Origin of the sequence: Fructilactobacillus vespulae, assembly GCF_047324295.1 — a bacterium.
Classification (GTDB): domain Bacteria; phylum Bacillota; class Bacilli; order Lactobacillales; family Lactobacillaceae; genus Fructilactobacillus; species Fructilactobacillus vespulae.
Map to the genome: position 1 here is coordinate 490,979 of NZ_CP137138.1, position 16,900 is coordinate 507,878.

The 16,900-nt window shown below is 38.5% G+C and carries 15 protein-coding genes; 12 read left to right on the forward strand and 3 right to left on the reverse strand.

Translation table 11 applies throughout. The features are described 5' to 3' along the window. Window positions 1-62: 62 nt before the first annotated feature. Both dnaN and dnaA read right to left on the reverse strand, forming a co-directional pair. Window positions 63-1,202 carry a DNA polymerase III subunit beta gene (gene dnaN, locus R4B61_RS02290; RefSeq protein WP_413628027.1) on the reverse strand — a complete coding sequence of 380 codons (1,140 nt, stop codon included), beginning with the start codon at window positions 1,200-1,202 and terminating at the stop codon, window positions 63-65. 206 nt (window positions 1,203-1,408) lie between these two features. After that, on the reverse strand, window positions 1,409-2,758 hold the full coding sequence (gene dnaA / locus R4B61_RS02295) for a chromosomal replication initiator protein DnaA (protein WP_413628028.1): 1,350 nt from the start codon (window positions 2,756-2,758) through the stop codon (window positions 1,409-1,411). A 504-nt stretch (window positions 2,759-3,262) separates the two neighbouring features. Here dnaA and rpmH point away from each other — a divergent pair. The 12 genes from rpmH to cls all read left to right on the forward strand — a co-directional run bounded on the left by rpmH (window position 3,263) and on the right by cls (window position 16,238). Further along, the gene (rpmH, locus tag R4B61_RS02300; protein WP_413628029.1) at window positions 3,263-3,397 is read left to right on the forward strand and encodes a 50S ribosomal protein L34; all 135 of its coding nucleotides are present in this window, start codon (window positions 3,263-3,265) and stop codon (window positions 3,395-3,397) included. 59 nt (window positions 3,398-3,456) lie between these two features. Further along, window positions 3,457-3,813 carry a ribonuclease P protein component gene (gene rnpA, locus R4B61_RS02305; RefSeq protein WP_413628030.1) on the forward strand — a complete coding sequence of 119 codons (357 nt, stop codon included), beginning with the start codon at window positions 3,457-3,459 and terminating at the stop codon, window positions 3,811-3,813. 1 nt (window position 3,814) lies between these two features. Beyond that, window positions 3,815-4,651 carry a membrane protein insertase YidC gene (gene yidC / locus R4B61_RS02310; protein ID WP_413628031.1) on the forward strand — a complete coding sequence of 279 codons (837 nt, stop codon included), beginning with the start codon at window positions 3,815-3,817 and terminating at the stop codon, window positions 4,649-4,651. A gap of 155 nt (window positions 4,652-4,806) precedes the next feature. Continuing rightward, on the forward strand, window positions 4,807-5,535 hold the full coding sequence (jag, locus tag R4B61_RS02315; protein WP_413628032.1) for an RNA-binding cell elongation regulator Jag/EloR: 729 nt from the start codon (window positions 4,807-4,809) through the stop codon (window positions 5,533-5,535). 143 nt (window positions 5,536-5,678) lie between these two features. Further along, complete coding sequence (mnmE, locus tag R4B61_RS02320) at window positions 5,679-7,076, forward strand: tRNA uridine-5-carboxymethylaminomethyl(34) synthesis GTPase MnmE (protein ID WP_413628033.1); 1,398 nt, start codon at window positions 5,679-5,681, stop codon at window positions 7,074-7,076. A 33-nt stretch (window positions 7,077-7,109) separates the two neighbouring features. Then, window positions 7,110-9,053: a tRNA uridine-5-carboxymethylaminomethyl(34) synthesis enzyme MnmG gene (gene mnmG / locus R4B61_RS02325; RefSeq protein ID WP_413628034.1), complete on the forward strand. Its 1,944-nt coding sequence runs from the start codon at window positions 7,110-7,112 to the stop codon at window positions 9,051-9,053. 74 nt (window positions 9,054-9,127) lie between these two features. After that, window positions 9,128-9,922, forward strand: coding sequence for an alpha/beta fold hydrolase (locus R4B61_RS02330; RefSeq protein ID WP_413628035.1), 795 nt, complete (start codon window positions 9,128-9,130; stop codon window positions 9,920-9,922). Between the two features lie 73 nt (window positions 9,923-9,995). Continuing rightward, on the forward strand, window positions 9,996-11,642 hold the full coding sequence (locus R4B61_RS02335) for a GH25 family lysozyme (protein WP_413628036.1): 1,647 nt from the start codon (window positions 9,996-9,998) through the stop codon (window positions 11,640-11,642). 66 nt (window positions 11,643-11,708) lie between these two features. After that, window positions 11,709-12,602 carry an alpha/beta hydrolase fold domain-containing protein gene (locus R4B61_RS02340; RefSeq protein ID WP_413628037.1) on the forward strand — a complete coding sequence of 298 codons (894 nt, stop codon included), beginning with the start codon at window positions 11,709-11,711 and terminating at the stop codon, window positions 12,600-12,602. Window positions 12,603-12,637: 35 nt separating this feature from the next. Further along, complete coding sequence (gene lepB, locus R4B61_RS02345) at window positions 12,638-13,276, forward strand: signal peptidase I (protein WP_413628038.1); 639 nt, start codon at window positions 12,638-12,640, stop codon at window positions 13,274-13,276. A 78-nt stretch (window positions 13,277-13,354) separates the two neighbouring features. Then, window positions 13,355-14,680, forward strand: coding sequence for a C1 family peptidase (locus tag R4B61_RS02350; protein WP_413628039.1), 1,326 nt, complete (start codon window positions 13,355-13,357; stop codon window positions 14,678-14,680). An 88-nt stretch (window positions 14,681-14,768) separates the two neighbouring features. Then, window positions 14,769-16,238, forward strand: coding sequence for a cardiolipin synthase (gene cls / locus R4B61_RS02355; protein WP_413628040.1), 1,470 nt, complete (start codon window positions 14,769-14,771; stop codon window positions 16,236-16,238). A 32-nt stretch (window positions 16,239-16,270) separates the two neighbouring features. On the opposite strand, the gene R4B61_RS02360 is transcribed toward cls, so the two are convergent. After that, window positions 16,271-16,834 (reverse strand): DNA-3-methyladenine glycosylase I, encoded by a 564-nt coding sequence (locus R4B61_RS02360; protein ID WP_413628041.1) that lies wholly within the window; start codon window positions 16,832-16,834, stop codon window positions 16,271-16,273. Window positions 16,835-16,900: the final 66 nt, after the last annotated feature.

Sequence of the window (16,900 nt, forward strand, 5' to 3'; positions counted from 1 at the left end):
GACATTTTATAGTTAAGCAAATAAAAAAGCCCATATTCGCAAAATATGGGCTTTTTTTGAATTTAAAATGTTCGAACTGGGGTAATTAGTTGAATAAAATCTTCATCATTATCAACTGGAGTAATCGTAAACGGACGAAGTGATGACGTAAAGGCCACTTCCACGTTGATTTTTCCAAAGACGCGAAGTGCTTCCTTTAGGTAGTCAGGGTTAAAGGAAATTTCTAATTCTTCACCACTAATTTCTTGTGGTTGTAAATCTTCTTCAACTTTACCAACATCAGGAGAGTTTCCGGTGATGGTAACCACCTTATCGTTTGGATTAATGGTTAGTTTGATTACGTTATTTCTTGATTCATGCGATAACAATGAAGCTCGTTCCACGGCTGCCAAAAGATCCATTGCAGAGAATTGAATATTAGTTGTAGCTGATTCAGGAATTAATCTAGAAGTATCTGGGTAAACTCCTTCTAGTAAACGAGAATAGAATCTCGTCGTCCCAAAGTTAAACATTGCTTGGTTTTCAGAAAGATTCATTTGAATTTGTTCTTTTTTACCATCTAGCATGTAGGCCAATTCTTTTAAACTATCGCCAGGAATAACCAGGTTATAAGCTTGATCTCCGTCAGCTGGTAGAGTAACTTTCCGTTGGCTTAGTCGGTGACTATCGGTTGCAACCGCTGCTAGTTTTTGTTGTTCCAACGTAAAGTGGACTCCTGTTAAGATTGGCCGACTTTCTTGTTTTGAAACGGCAATTACGGTTTGGCCGATCACTTCTCTAAAGATTTCTGCAGGTAAATCAATGGTATTATCTGAGTCAATTTCTGGAAGATGAGGATAACCGTTGGCATCTAATCCATTAATTGTAAATTCTGAGTTTCCGGATTTAATTTCAGTTTGGAAATTATCACCAACTTCAATGATTAGTTCTGTATCTGGTAATTTTTTAACGATGTCATTAAAGAAGCGAGCTGGTAAAACGACTGATCCAGTTGAACTAATGGTTAGTTCGTAATCAGGGTTGGCACCACTAATTGTGGTTTGAATAGAAATGTCTGCATTACTACCAGTTAACATAATATGACTTTCCGTTACGTCAATTTTTAAACCCGTTAAGCTGGGAATTGTTGTTTTTGAAGAAATTGCTCTTTGAACAATATTTAAAGTTTTAATGAATGCAGCTCGATTGATTGAAAATTTCATGAGATGAACCTCCAGTTAGTGATTTTAATTATTTAATTAATATAAAAGATTAAGGTCGTAGTAGTAGGCACTGTTAATTGTGTGGAAAACTAGCAAAAAGCTTGAAATCGAAAGATTCACAGTGTGTGCATAACTTTGTTGATAACTTGACCGTTTTTTTATTTTTATCCACAGTGGGATTATATCATTTTGCCGTGGCTTTTTAGCTAGTGGCGAATTTGGGTTTTTAAATCGGAAATTTGATTTCTGAGTTCATAGTTAGTATCAATTTGTTCAGAAATTTTATCGTAAGCATGAATAACCGTGGTGTGATCTTTACCACCAAAATATTCTCCAATTTTAGGAAGGGAGTTATCGGTTAGTTCACGAGATAGATACATTGCAATTTGCCGGGGGATGACAATCGCCTTTACTCGTTTTTTCCCCTTAATTTCTTTGGGAGAAATGTTGAAGTAAGAAGCGGTGGCCTTAATGATAGTGTCCGGTGTAATCGCATTTTTATCTTTTTCCAATTTAAGTGGGCGTAGTGCCTCAGATACCAAATCAATTGAAATTGGTTCTTGTTTTAGACTAGAAAAGGCCTTGATTCTAGAAAGTGCGCCCTCAAGTTCACGCACATTGGAATCAATTTGACTGGCGATGTAGCTCATGATGTTATCGTCCACGTCGAGCCCTTCTGACTTGGCTTTTGCTCGCAAGATTGCTGCTCGAGTTTCCATATCTGGAGCGGTAATATCTACCGAAAGTCCCCATTTAAAACGGGAAACCAATCGATCAGTTAACGAATTAATTTCGTTTGGAAGCCGATCGGCAGTCATGACGATTTGTTTGTTATCTTCATATAAAGCGTTGAAGGTATTGAAGAATTCATCTTGCGTTCCTTCTTTGTTAGCCAGGAATTGAATATCATCGATTAATAGTAAATCAATTTTGCGATAAATCTTTCTAAATTCCTGCATTTTACTATTTTGAATGGCATCAATGAAATCATTGGTGAATTTTTCTGTTGTTACATATTTAACGTTTGCTCGTGGATTAGCAGCTAAAACCTTGTTACCAATGGCTTGCATCAAGTGGGTTTTTCCAAGTCCTACTCCTCCGTAGAAGAAAAGCGGATTGTAAACTTTTCCGGGATCTTCAGAAACTGCTAAAGCAGCGGCATGAGCCATTTGATTTCCTTGCCCAATCACGAATCGTTCGAAGGTGTAGTTCGGATTTAAATGGGGATCAATCCGGGGACTATCGTCTTCGGTATTTTTTTCCCGAAAGTCCTTGATATTTGCAGCATTAACATCCGGATGATCTTTCCCCTTCACAATTAGGTTAGGAGTCACATCAGTTTTAGTAATTTCGTAAGCATATTCGATAAACCGGTTAACTAGTCGTTTACCCCAATAATCCTTGTGTAGTTCAGTGGGAACTTCAAGCACTAAGGTATTTCCATCATAAGAGATGGGATTTAAAGGGCCGATCCAAGTGTTAAACGAAATTGAGTCGTTTTGTGGGTCATTTTTAAATTTAGTTTTTATGGCATTCCATAATTCGTCTTGATTCACTTTAACTAGTCCTCCTACTTTAAAACATAGAAATATTTTAGCATTTTTAAAGAAAAATTAGAAAGTTTTCCACAGTATAAAACAGATTGTGTATAGATGTTTCACACCCCGTTAATAGCTTTTCCACAACTCTGTTAATAACTTGGTGCATAACTGATTTTTTTGAGATAATAACAAGTGGCTGTTGATAAATTATTATTGTTGTAGCGGGGTTTATCTGTAATTTATGTAGTTATTAACAGTTTGTGGATAAGTTAGAAACAACCCGGTGGATTTGTGCGAAAACCAGTTAAAATCTTGTGATTTAACTTTTCAGTTATCCACAGTAATTAACAGGTTATTTGCATGAAACTTTTTTAATATCCACAGAACGTTGTTTTTAAACCGCCAACCCTTTTGTAAATTAGGCTTTGCTACTTCGCTTCTTTGTGATATCATTAAAAGGAAATCCATTTGGATACTATAAAGTTATTAATAGAAATCGAAATAAAAGGAGGGCTCGCAATGAAGAGAACTTACCAACCAAAGAAACGTCATCGTAACCGTGTTCATGGTTTCCGTGCACGTATGCAAACTAAAGGTGGACGTAGAGTATTAGCTCGTCGCCGACAAAAAGGTAGAAAAGTATTATCTGCGTAGACCACTGACCATTCGGTGGCCTTTTTTGTTATGTAAAATAACCATTCGGAGATTTTTTTATGAAAAAGTCGTATCGTGTTAAAAAGGAAGCAGAATTCCAAGAAGTTTTTGAAAAGCATGATTCGGTAGCCAATCGTCAATTCGTGGTTTATCAATTAGAAAAACCAGATCAACCTCATTTTCGCGTCGGAATTTCAGTTGGAAAGAAAATTGGAAATGCCGTGCATAGAAACTGGGTTAAACGTCGAATTCGACAATCAATTACTGAATTAAAGCCTGATTTAAGATCAGACGTTGATATTTTAATAATTGCTAGACCTCGTGCTGATGGTTTATCAATGAAAGAGGTTAAGTCTAGCTTGGTGCACGTGTTGCAACTAGCTAATCTTTTAGACCCCAACTATAGTGGAGAATAAAATGAAAAAGTTCAAAAAGATTGCGACCGTTTTATCGGTGCTTAGTCTGGTATTTGTACTAACTGCCTGTAGTAATGCTCCCATCACTAGTCACAGTACTGGAATTTGGGATGGTTTAATTGTTTACAATTTCTCAAGAGCGATTATTTGGTTATCAAATACGTTTGGTCATGATTATGGAATTGGAATTATCATCTTTACCATTATTATCCGGGTAATTATTTTACCGTTGATGATTTACCAAACCAAAAACATGAAGGAAATGGCTGAACTTCAACCACAACTAAAGGCAATTCAAAAGAAGTACTCATCTAGAGACACTGATACAATGATGAAACTTCAGGCTGAACAAAAAGCGCTTTATAAAGAAGCCGGTGTTCATCCGATGGCAAGTATGTTGCCAATGATTGTTCAACTTCCAGTTATTTTTGCCCTCTACCAAGCAATTTGGCGGACCCAAGAATTAAAAACCGGAGAATTTCTCTGGTTGCAACTGGGTAGTAAAGACCCATACTTTGTTTTACCAATTCTAGCCGCATTATTTACCTTCCTAAGTTCATGGTTGGCAATGAAATCACAACCAGAAACCAACGGAATGACGATGTCAATGACGGTAATTATGCCCGTCGTAATTTTATTTACGGCCTTAAGCGTTCCGTCAGCGTTGTCACTATACTGGGTAATTACCAATGCCTTCCAAGTAGTGCAAACTTTGATTATTCAAAATCCTTGGAAGATGGCACGTGAAAGAGCAGAAAAGAAACAAGCCCAAAAACAACGGGAACGTGCCGTTGAAAAGGCAATTCGCAAAGCGAAAAAGAGTCACAAAAAGAAATAAATAAAGCTAACCGGTCATCGTTAATTCGAGGCCGGTTTTTGTTTTGTTTAATTAAAAATTAAATTTATTTATAACTACTTAAATTATCGTTTTTTAGTTGGTAAAGTTGTGCTATGCTAGCAACGACAGTAATTTAATTAGGAGATTCAAACAAGATGCCAAAATACCACGGACATAATCTAGAGACAGCGATTCAAAACGGACTAAAAGACTTAAATTTAGATAAAAAAGACGTCAAAATTAAAACAATTAATCCCGGAAGTAATGGATTTTTCGGTTTCTTTAAAAAAGAAGCCGAAGTTGAAATTATCGTGGCGAAACAACGAAAAACAACTTCCGAAAAAACGGAAGCAACCCCTAAGGCTCAACCAGTACAACCAGAAATTGATCAAGCTGCACAAAAAAAGTTGGCAGAAGATCGCTTTGAACGTAACTTTGCCGTAGTTAAAGAACTGGCAAAATACCTTCAAGAAGTGCTTGAAGAAATGGGAATCGATGCCACTCTTGAAGTAGATATGCCCAATAACAAACGCGTGTACATTGATTGTCGGACCGAAAAAGAAGGTTTGCTAATCGGAAAACACGGGCGCACTATCAATGCTTTACAACAACTTTGCGAATTTTTCTTAACCAACCACGGCGTAAACTACGTTGAGGTGATTTTAGATACAGCTAATTATCGTGAGCGCCGCCAAAGAGTTCTAGCTAGTTTAGCTAAACGTACTGCTAAGGACGTGGAAAACATCGGCAAACCGGTTCATTTAGATGCCATGCCTGCCTTTGAAAGAAAACAGGTTCATATGGCAATTGAAGACGATGCTAACGTCTTAACTTATTCAGTTGGAAATGAACCCAACCGGGAAGTCGTAATTGCGCCACGATAGTTATAAATTGACAAATGACCGGTTTCTAATTAAGATTAGGAGCATAAATTAAATTGATAAAGTAGTGAAAGTACTTTGTCCTCGGATTTTTTGAATGCGAGGGGTGGGTACTTTTTTTATGCGAAAAAAAGAAAGGAAAAGCCATGCCATTAATAACAACTGACTACGATACAATTGCGGCAATTTCAACGGCCCCAGGGGTTGGTGGGATTTCAATTGTACGAATTAGTGGAAGTGATGCACTAACAATTGCAGAAAAAATTTATCGTGGTAAAGATTTGAGTCAAGTTGCAACGGATACCATTAACTACGGACACATTATTGATCCTAATCAGGACGATACGAGAATCGATGAAGTGATGGTTTCGGTGATGAGAGCACCTAAAACGTATACCAAAGAAGATATTATTGAAATTAATTGTCATGGTGGAATCCAAGTTACCAACCGGGTTTTGCAGTTAATTTTAAGAAATGGTGCTCGAATGGCAGAACCCGGTGAATTTACCAAACGGGCCTTTTTAAACGGACGAATTGATCTATCTCAATCAGAAGCGGTTATGGATTTAATCGATGCTAAGACTGATGAGGCACGAAAAGTTGCGTTAAACCAGTTAGATGGAAGCTTATCAGCTAAAATTAGAAAAATGCGACAAACGTTAGTGGATACCTTAGCGAACGTCGAAGTTAACATTGATTATCCAGAGTACGATGGAGCCGAAGAGGTTACCTCGAAGATGCTGTTAGAACGCTCAATTAAAGTGAAAGCGGAGATTGAAGATTTATTAGCAACCGCACAGCAAGGAAAGGTTTTACGAGATGGGCTAAACACGGTAATCGTGGGCCGTCCTAACGTTGGAAAATCGAGTTTGTTAAACAAGTTGTTACACGAAGAAAAGGCAATTGTTACGGATGTCCCCGGAACTACCAGAGACGTTTTGGATGAATACGTTAACGTTGCCGGAGTTCCGTTGCATTTAATTGATACCGCGGGAATTCGCGATACTACTGATAAAGTGGAAAAAATCGGGGTGGATCGTTCTCGAGCAGCAATTGCTAAGGCAGATTTGGTTCTCTTGGTTTTAAATTCTAGTGAGCAATTAACGGATGAAGACCGGGAATTGTTGGAATTAACGCAAGGTAGCAAACGAATTGTCTTGTTAAATAAGACTGATTTACCCGCTAAAATTGATTTAGCGCAATTAAAAGAAAAGTATCAAATTCAAGAATCAATTAAGACTTCCGCCATGACTTTTTCCGGGACTAAGGATTTAGAGACCGCTATTTCAGAGTTATTCTTTAAAAAGGGAATTGCAAGTACACAAAACAACGTAATGGTTACGAATGCCCGCCATATCAGCCTTTTGCAACAAGCGTCAGATGCCATGCAAACCGTAATTAACGGGGTTGAAAATGGCTTGCCGGTTGATATTGCCCAAATTGATTTACAAAGTGCCTGGGATTTTCTAGGCGAAATCACGGGTGATAGTTATGACGATGAATTAATGGATCAACTCTTTGATCAATTTTGTATTGGGAAGTAAAAGTTGTTTCACATGAAACATTTGGAGAAAACAATGACAGATAATAATAAAAAAGTTTTAAAAACAACCGAAGTTAAGCATACTTATGATGCTGGTGACTTTGATGTCGTAGTAGTGGGTGCCGGACATGCCGGTAGTGAAGCTGCTTTGGCTGCTGCTAGAATGGGACAAAAAACCTTACTTTTGACAATTAGTTTGGAAATGGTGGCCTTTATGCCATGTAATCCATCTCTAGGTGGACCGGCTAAGGGAACGGTGGTCCGTGAAATCGATGCCTTAGGTGGAGAAATGGGTAAAAACATTGATAAAACCTATATTCAAATGCGGCTTTTAAACACCGGTAAGGGTCCAGCCGTGCAAGCATTACGAGCCCAAGCCGATAAGCATGCTTATCACTTAGAAATGAAGAACACAATCGAAAAAGAACCTAATTTAACGCTGCGCCAAGCAATCGTTGATGATCTAGTGGTCGAAGATGGACAAGCCAAGGGAGTTATTACTAACACCGGAGCCATTTACCATGCTAAAACGGTGGTATTGGCTACGGGAACTTCTGCGCGTGGTCAAATTTACATTGGGGAACTTCGTTATTCATCAGGTCCCAACAATTCACTTCCAGCCATTAAACTTTCAGAAAATCTAGAAAAAAATGGCTTTAAACTGGAAAGATTTAAGACCGGTACGCCACCCCGAGTAAACGGAAATACCATTGATTTCACCAATCTGGAAGAACAACCAGGAGATGAAACTCCGCATCACTTCAGTTTTACGACGCCCTACACGGATTATTTATCCTTAAAAGACCAAGTATCTTGTTGGCTAACTTATACGAATCCGAATACTCATCAAATTATTCGCGACAATCTAGATCGTTCTCCACTATTCAATGGGGTTATTGATGGAATTGGTCCACGTTACTGTCCTTCAATTGAAGATAAAGTAATGCGGTTTGCTGATAAAGACCGGCACCAAGTCTTTTTAGAACCAGAAGGTCGAGGAAACGATGAATGGTACGTCGACGGAATGTCGAACTCCATGCCCGAAGAGTTGCAACAAGAAATGCTCCAATCCATTGAAGGTTTGGAAAATGCGAAAATGATGCGTCCGGGTTATGCGATTGAATACGATATGATTCCGCCAGAACAAATGAAACCTAGCATGGAAAGTAAGGTGATTTCCGGCCTATTTACCGCTGGACAAACTAATGGAACTTCCGGGTATGAAGAAGCGGCAGGGCAAGGTTTAATTGCCGGAATTAATGCGGCCCGTTTGGTTCAAGGTAAGGATCCAATTATCCTAAAACGTTCGGATGCATATATCGGAGTGTTGTTGGATGACTTGGTAACTAAGGGAACTAACGAACCCTATCGTTTATTAACTAGTCGGGCAGAATACCGCTTATTGCTTAGAAATGATAACGCGGATATGCGACTAACGCCGATTGGTCATGAAATTGGATTAATTTCAGATGAGCGTTACCAAGCTTTCTTGGAAAAAAAGGCGGATATTGAAGCTGAAATTAAACGTTTAGAAGAAATTCGGATTAAACCGAGTGCGGCAATCAACGAATTCGTTGAATCATTTGGCGATAAACCGCTTAAAGATGGGATTATTGCGGCCCAATTTTTACGACGTCCATACGTTGATTACCAAAAACTACTACAATTTATTCCAGCCCCAGAAAAACAATTAGATGCTCGAGTAATTGAATTGGTAGTGGTCCAAACCAAGTATGCGGGCTACATCAAGAAGGAACAGGAACGGGTGGCTAAGTTGAAGAAGATGGAATCGAAGAAGATTCCCGCTCACATTGATTACGATGCCATCGACGGAATTGCTACGGAAGGTAAACAAAAGTTGAAACAAATTCAACCTGAAACAATTGCGCAAGCTTCAAGAATTAGTGGGGTAAATCCTTCTGATATCGCCATTTTAAGTGTTTACGTTCAACAAGGTAAGATTGCAAAAGTTAAATAATAAAAAATCATGTCTAAAAGGCATGATTTTTTTGTACTATAATGGGTAATATTTAGATTAAAAGGAGTATCAAGATGAAATTTTACACATCAGATCGCGTTGAGTTAGATTATGATGATTTTGGCGCAGAAAACCAACAGACCGTGGCCATTCTATCTGGAATCGGGGCCTATAAGGAATATTGGGAAGCGACTATCGATGTTTTAGTTGCAAACGGTTATCGTGTAATTAACGTGGATGCTAGAAATCAGGGACAGTCAGAACACACTAACAAAGGTTTGCGGATTTCTAAGCACGCGATGGACTTACGGGAGCTATTGCAAAATTTAAACATTACCAAACCCATTTTAATGGGAAATTCAATGGGAGCGTCCACCATGTTTGCGTACGTTTCTTTATTTGGGGATCAAAACGTTGCGGGAATTGTTGACGTGGATCAAAGTCCCAAGATGATTAATGATAATAATTGGAAATATGGGTTTAAGGACATTACGTGGTCTGATTTTCATGCCACATTACACCAACCTTTTGGCAAAGCTACCTACCATAATTTTGACAATAAATTGTTTGAAAAATTACAAGAGATAAAAAATGAAGCGCCTTACGATGCCGAACTTAACTTTCCGTTGTTAGTTGATCATGCAGTTCAAGATTGGCGCAGTTTAATTGCTAATTTAAATTGTCCCTTATTGGTGGTTTGTGGCGAAAAATCACCGTACTTTAATCCGGAATTTAGAAAAGTAATGGAGAATTTATCTGACCAAGTTGAAAGTGCTGTAGTTAGTGAAGCTGGTCACTTAGTGATGGGGGAACAACCAGAAAAGTTTAATAAAATTCTAGTAAATTGGTTAAAAATTTCACTTTCTTGAGTTTAAATTATTAAAAATATGTTAAGATACCAATATATCTAAGTAATAATTTTTATCTGAAAGGTTATATTATATGCGTAAAATTGCTAAAAGTTACAATGAAATGGTTGAACAAACCGGAGAAGTGAAACAACGTGCTAAATTAGTTAAATCTAAGCGTGGCTGGTTAAAGGTTGCTATGGGAACAGTAGTTACTAGTGCTGCTGTCTTATCATTTGGAATGGTAAACCCAGTTAGTGCCGATGATGCACCTGCACAACCAAATCAAACAGCTCAAGCAGCTGGAAATGACACTTTAGCTAGTGAAACTGGTAATTATACTACTCCTTGGTATCAAAATGTTCGTGATAACGCGGGACTTGATTCTAACGTTACTGGTGGTGCCGATGGTGGTAAAACTATTAGCTATAATGGTGCTCAAGTAAAAGATAATTTTAAGTGGCTTCACTACAACGAAAATAACCAAGACAATTGGATTGCTGATATAAATGGTCAAACTGCTAACAACACTCCTAACAATAGTGGTGACTTGTTAAGAAACGTTGAAGGCACTCAAACTGGTGTTGATGTTGCCAGTTACCAAGATTCAGACGTATCAAAATACGTTCAAGATGGTTCTCAATTCGTTTCAGTAAAACTTACTGAAGGAACTAACTACGAAAACCCTAATGCTGGTGCACAAATTCAATCAGCTAAGGATAATAACAAAACGGTTGCTGCTTACAGCTACAACCACTACGGTGCCGATGTAAACCAAGCACAAAACGAAGCTAACTACTCAATTCAAAAAGCTAACGAATTAGGAGTTCCTACTGGTTCATACCTTGCAAGTGATTACGAAACAGCAGGCGAAGTAAGTGGTGATGTTCAACAAAATACTAATGCCGTAATTAGTTACATGGATACAGTTAAAAATGCTGGATACCAACCATTACTTTACACAAACTCTAATTTCTTTGATGCTCATTTAGATAACCAAGCAATTAACAATGCTCATCCAGATTCACTTTGGATTGCTAGTTACACTGCTGATGGTAAAGATTACATTTCAGCAATGCCAAACCAACAAGGTCTATTAATTTGGCAATACACTAGTAATCGAGATGGTATGAACGTTGATGCAAACGTTAGTTTAAGACCATTAAACCAACCAGCTCAAACTCAACAACCAAATGAACAACCAGCTCAACCAAGTGAACAACCTGCACAACCAGAACAACACAATGAACCAGCTGCTAACAATGATAACCACATTAGCGGTGAGTACACTACTACTTGGGTACAAAATGTTCGTGACAATGCTAGTTTAAGTGCCGGTGTTACTGGTGAATTAGAACCTGGTTACACAATTAAATACGATGGTGCTAAAGAAGCTGACGGTTACACTTGGTTACATTACCAAGGTTTCTCAGGTCAAGACCTTTGGATTGCTGATGTAAATGGAACTCCAGTACAAACACCAAGTGCACCTGCACAACAACCTGCTCCATCAAATGAACCTGCAGCAGATAATGGTGACACTACTAACGATAGTGGTGAATACACAATGGGCTGGACCCAAAATGTTCGTGACAACGCTGGTTTAAACAGTGGCGTTACTGGTGAATTAGAACCTGGTTACACAGTTAGATTTAACGGAACTAAGCAAGTTGATGGCTATACTTGGTTACGTTACAAAAACTTTGCCGGTTTAGATCGTTGGGTTGCTAAACTTAACTAGTTAGATATAATTGAAAAAGATGCCTTGGGCATCTTTTTTTTACATATTCAATTAAGAGGTTTAATAATGAAATTTATCGAACGAGAACCGAACTTTATTCCGGCACAAACGGCGGGAATTGAACGATCATTTTTAGACATCCAGTACGCAACTGGAGCAAGAAATTATTTAGATATCTATCTTCCTAATCAACCCCAAGCTAGTTATCCGGTAATTATTGATATTCACGGTGGGGGAATGTATTTTGGGCAAAAAAGCTCCCATAAACTAAATGGAGCATTAAAGCTGCTAAAAAAAGGGTATGCCGTAATTAGTCCTAACTACTCGTTAAGTTATATGGCGGCCTTTCCACAGCCCGTGTACGAACTTAAAGCAGTAATTCGGTTTGTTCGAGCGCACGCTGAAAAATATCATTTAGACGCGCAAAATATCTTTTTAATGGGAGAATCATCGGGAGCCCAATTAGCAATGCTTGTGGCTACTTCTGAATTGCAGGGAAAACTCCGCAGTGACTTTGGGGGCAATTTAGAATATTCTAACCAGGTTAATGGGGTGATTGCCTCGTATGGTCCCTACGACTTAGCGATGATGAAACCGCAGTTTGAGGTTTTACAACAAACCCCTAAATTTAAAGAAACCGGCGCCTTCGATTCATTTGAAGGAATGATGTTGAAAAAACAGCGACCGGTTGATGTTCCAGAATTGAATGCGCAGGCTAACCCGGAAACTTATCTAACGGATGAGATGGTTCCCTGTTTATTTTATGCTGGCAAAAAAGATCGAGTGGTTCCGTACATTCAAACCATTAATCTGGCGGCAGAAGTTACCAAATGGATTGGCAAGGACCAAGTGGAGATGCACATTTTAGAAGCTGCCACTCACGGCCCCGCCGATTTTATGAACGAAACGGTTTTGAAACAAAAAGCCAACTTCCTACAGCGAAATCTCCATAAGTGTTAAAATTAGAGTGATTTATAATTTTTAGGAGAAAAACAATGAAGACTTTAAAAAGTATCCTAGGATGGGTAATTCCCATCTTAGTTGGTCTATTAGTAGCTTTACTAGTTAGACAGTATCTTTTCACCTTAGCCCGAGTTGATGGTCCTTCTATGGAACCCAACTTGATTAATAACGAACGAATTATGGTTTGGCGACAATCGCAGCTTAAACACGGTAGTGTAGTTGTATTTAATGCCGCGGGAATTGATCCTCAGGCCGCCAAAAATGATGGTTTTATGCAAAAACTAACCGGCAGTTCTGGTACGGATTACGTAAAGCGGATAATTGCCTTACCTGGTGATACGGTGGCCTTTAAAAATGGGGCAATCTACGTTAACAATAAAAAGATTGACCAGAGCTATATCAATAAAGAACAACAAACTTCTGGTTCAGAATATAGCATGCAACCAGGTAATTGGAATTTAACTTCACTTTCCAATACTTGGCCTAAGAATAAGGGAGCGGTTAAAGTTCCCGCCGGACAATACTTTGTAATGGGTGACCATCGAAGTGTCTCCAACGATAGTCGTTACTGGGGATTTGTTCCAAAAGACCACATTGTCGGAGTGGTTAAGACGTTCCCATGGAGCACTACAGAGCAAAAACGAGCAAACGTTAATGATCGCGATTATTAGAATAAATTAAAAGTAGCTATCTCGTGCAGATACGCTACTTTTTTATTATGATGAATGATAAAGAAAGGATGGAAAACTATGACAGAATACTACGAACCATTAAAGCAAGAAGATTTACAAGCCATGAAGGCTGCTTTTTTAAGCCAACCACAAGGACAAGTGCTGGCAAATGCAATTGCTAGTAATGGAATTAATAAAACGGCTAAGAATCAACAAGTTTTTGCCAAGTTAAACCGCACTTTTTCAGATGAAATTCAAACTGGTGCCGTTTCTAACCAAAAACAAAGTGGAAGATGTTGGTTATTTTCCATCTTAAATACGCTTAAGCATCAATTTGCGAACCAATATCATGTGAAGGATTTTGAGTTTTCTCAAAGCTATCTTTTCTTCTGGGTTAAAATTGAACGGGCTAATATCTTTTACGATCGGATGATTGCCTTAGCCGGCAAGCCTACTAGTGATCGAGAAGTTGAATTTTATTTGAGTTCACCCGGGACTGACGGAGGTCAATGGGCAATGGCAGCTGCATTAGTGCAAAAATATGGCGTTGTTCCACGTGAAACATTCCCCGAAACGGCCGTTACCGAAAATACCCATGATTTGGATATGTTACTTAACCGTAAAATGCGGCATGATGCCTTACAACTACGTGAACTAATTGCTAACCAGGCCAGTGACGAAGAAATCATGTCTGCCAAGCATAATTTCTTAACGGAAATCTATCGCATTACCGCTGAAACGGTTGGCTTACCGCCAGAAAAGTTTGATTTAGAATATCGCGATGATAAAAAACAATATCACCTTGATCAAGGACTAACTCCAAAAGAATTTTATGATAAATATTTGGGAGTTGATTTAGATGAATATGTTGTTTTAAGTAATTCACCTGACAAGGAATTTAACGAAATTTACGCTCTTCCTAGCCAAAATAACGTTGAGGGGGGCAAATCCATCGAATTAGTCAACGTTAGCATGGATAAGCTAAAACAGGCCGCTATTAAACAAATTCAAGCCGGTGAAACAATTTGGTTTGGAAATGATGTTTTACAACAATCAGATCGCCAAAATGGAGTTTTAGCTAGTGATTTGTATAAACAGGATGATTTGTTTGGCATCAATACGCAAATGAGCAAAGCAGAACGACTACAATATCACGAAGCCGAAGTTTCTCATGCCATGACGATTACCGGAGTTGATTTGATTAATAATCAACCCACTAAGTGGAAGGTCGAAAATAGTTGGGGCGATAAAGTCGGCGATAAAGGCTACTTTGTAATGTCTGATCAATGGATGGATGACTATACCTATGAAGTAGTTATTAAGAAACAATATTTAGATGCCGAAACCAAGCAAATTTTAGACCAAGCTCCATTAGTATTGGATCCTTGGGACTCATTAGCATAAGCAAAAGATGATGATTATTTCATCATCTTTTTTGTTTTATAAGGAAAAATAGTATGATAGTTATATTAAGAACGGAGGAAAAAATCCGATGGAAATCATGGTTACCATTTTTAATATAATTATTTTTATCAACGCGGCCCTCGCGGTAATTACCGTCTTTCGCCAGGAACGAGACATTGCGGCGACCTGGGCCTGGTTGTTAGTATTAATCTTTTTACCCATTGTGGGATTTTTAATTTACGCCTTCTTTGGTCGGCGGTTGCCCAAGAGTAAGTTACTACGGCTAACGGGAAGTGCTAAAAAACAGGTTCGTAATCGAATCAACCAACAAAAGAAAAAGTTAGGTAACTTTGCGGAAAGTGCTAACCCTAATCATCGAATTGTAAACGAAAGTCAGGGGCTGGTTAAACTCTTTATGAATAGTGGTTTAGTACCATTATTTAGTCATAATGAGATTGAAACCTTCACAGAAGGGAATGTTTTTTTTAAGCAGTTAATCTTAGACTTAGAAAATGCCCAAGAATCAATTAATTTGGAATTTTACACGTTTTATGCGGATGAAATTGGTAAAGAAATCCTCTCTGTCTTGGTAAAAAAAGCGCAGGCGGGAATTGATGTTCGGGTTATTTACGACGCTTGGGGTTCCATCGGGACGAACCAGAAATTCTTTCAACCGCTGATTGATGCAGGTGGTCGGGCTTTTCCTTTCTTACATAATAAGTTAAACCTGATTGATATGCGGGTTAACTTTCGAGATCACCACAAGCTAGCAATTATCGACGGTCAGTACGGCTACATCGGTGGTTTTAACATTGGTGATCAGTATTTAGGCAGAAAAAAGAAGTTTGGAAACTGGAAAGACTGCATGATTAGGATTCATGGTGAAGGGGTTTACGGTTTGCAGTCCCGCTTTTTGCTAGATTGGAACGGAACCGATGTTACTTCTAAGGTTAATCCTAATGATGTCATCCAGGATGAAAAGTACTATCCTAAGATGAAAACGAACGGCCATGCGATTATGCAAATTGTTTCTAGTGGGCCAGAATCACAGATTGAGCGGATTAAAATGGGTTACATCAAATTGATTGAGATGGCACAAGATTCGATTAAAATTGCGACGCCGTATTTAATTCCGGATGAATCAGTTCTAAATGCCTTAAAAATTGCCTCCTTTTCGGGGGTTAACATTGAGATTATTACCCCCAATATGCCTGATCATGCCTTTGTTTATCGAGCCACTCAATACTACGCTCGCCAACTAACCCGCTATGGGGTGAAGGTTTATGCCTATGGAGATGGTTTTATGCATTCTAAGACGATGGTAGTGGATGGTAAGATTTGCTCGATTGGTTCGGCTAACCTGGATTATCGTAGTTTTGAGTTAAATTTTGAATGTAATGCGTTTGTGTATGACCAAAAACTGGCTCAGCAAATGGAAAAAATTCATGCAGAAAATGTGCAAAAAAGTGTGCTTCAAACCGAAAAGCTTTTTAAAGAACAATCTCGTTGGTTGGATTTTAAACAACATTTCAGCCGTTTATTATCACCATTACTATAAAAAAAGTTTCCTCAATTTTGAGGAAACTTTTTTTATTTGGCAATGCAATCATTTAAATGGTCGTTAACCATTCCACAGGCTTGCATCAAGGAATAAACTACGACCGGACCGGCAAATTTAAAGCCGTCCTGTTTCATTTTTTTACTAATCTTTTTGGCTAATTCAGTGGAACTAGGGACGTCTGCTGCGGTGACAACGGAATTAACAATTGGTTCATTTGCAACAAAATTCCACAAATATTCATTAAATGAGCTTCCCTGGTGTTCTAAATTTACTAACACCTGGGCATTATTGATAATGGCATCGATTTTGCGTCGGTTCCGGATGATTGCTGGGTTTTCTAAGAGGCTAGGAATTTGTTCTTCCATTTTGGCAACCTGGTGATAATCAAAGTTGGCAAAGGCCGCTTGAAAACCAGAACGTCGGTGTAAAATAGTCTTCCAACTAAGGCCGGCTTGCATCAATTCTAAAGACAACATTTCAAATAAATGCTGGCTGTCATGGTTGGGTTTTCCCCATTCGGAATCGTGATATGCAAGCATGAGCTCATCATCGGTGTTCGCCCAATTACATCTAGTTGCTGGTGTCGTTTTCATAAATAGCTCCTTTCATGGTTATTAATAAATACGAGATTTTATAAAAAAGACAGCTCGTAAAAGCTG

Bases quoted from the DNA above. Each gene is read 5' to 3' on its own strand.
- R4B61_RS02340 (WP_413628037.1), top strand. From the start codon at position 11,709: ATGAAATTTATCGAACGAGAACCGAACTTTATTCCGGCACAAACGGCG.
- lepB (WP_413628038.1), top strand. From the start codon at position 12,638: ATGAAGACTTTAAAAAGTATCCTAGGATGGGTAATTCCCATCTTAGTT.
- R4B61_RS02360 (WP_413628041.1), bottom strand. From the start codon at position 16,834: ATGAAAACGACACCAGCAACTAGATGTAATTGGGCGAACACCGATGAT.
- yidC (WP_413628031.1), top strand. From the start codon at position 3,815: ATGAAAAAGTTCAAAAAGATTGCGACCGTTTTATCGGTGCTTAGTCTG.
- R4B61_RS02330 (WP_413628035.1), top strand. From the start codon at position 9,128: ATGAAATTTTACACATCAGATCGCGTTGAGTTAGATTATGATGATTTT.
- dnaN (WP_413628027.1), bottom strand. From the start codon at position 1,202: ATGAAATTTTCAATCAATCGAGCTGCATTCATTAAAACTTTAAATATT.
- jag (WP_413628032.1), top strand. From the start codon at position 4,807: ATGCCAAAATACCACGGACATAATCTAGAGACAGCGATTCAAAACGGA.
- cls (WP_413628040.1), top strand. From the start codon at position 14,769: ATGGAAATCATGGTTACCATTTTTAATATAATTATTTTTATCAACGCG.
- mnmE (WP_413628033.1), top strand. From the start codon at position 5,679: ATGCCATTAATAACAACTGACTACGATACAATTGCGGCAATTTCAACG.
- R4B61_RS02350 (WP_413628039.1), top strand. From the start codon at position 13,355: ATGACAGAATACTACGAACCATTAAAGCAAGAAGATTTACAAGCCATG.
- R4B61_RS02335 (WP_413628036.1), top strand. From the start codon at position 9,996: ATGCGTAAAATTGCTAAAAGTTACAATGAAATGGTTGAACAAACCGGA.
- mnmG (WP_413628034.1), top strand. From the start codon at position 7,110: ATGACAGATAATAATAAAAAAGTTTTAAAAACAACCGAAGTTAAGCAT.
- rpmH (WP_413628029.1), top strand. From the start codon at position 3,263: ATGAAGAGAACTTACCAACCAAAGAAACGTCATCGTAACCGTGTTCAT.
- rnpA (WP_413628030.1), top strand. From the start codon at position 3,457: ATGAAAAAGTCGTATCGTGTTAAAAAGGAAGCAGAATTCCAAGAAGTT.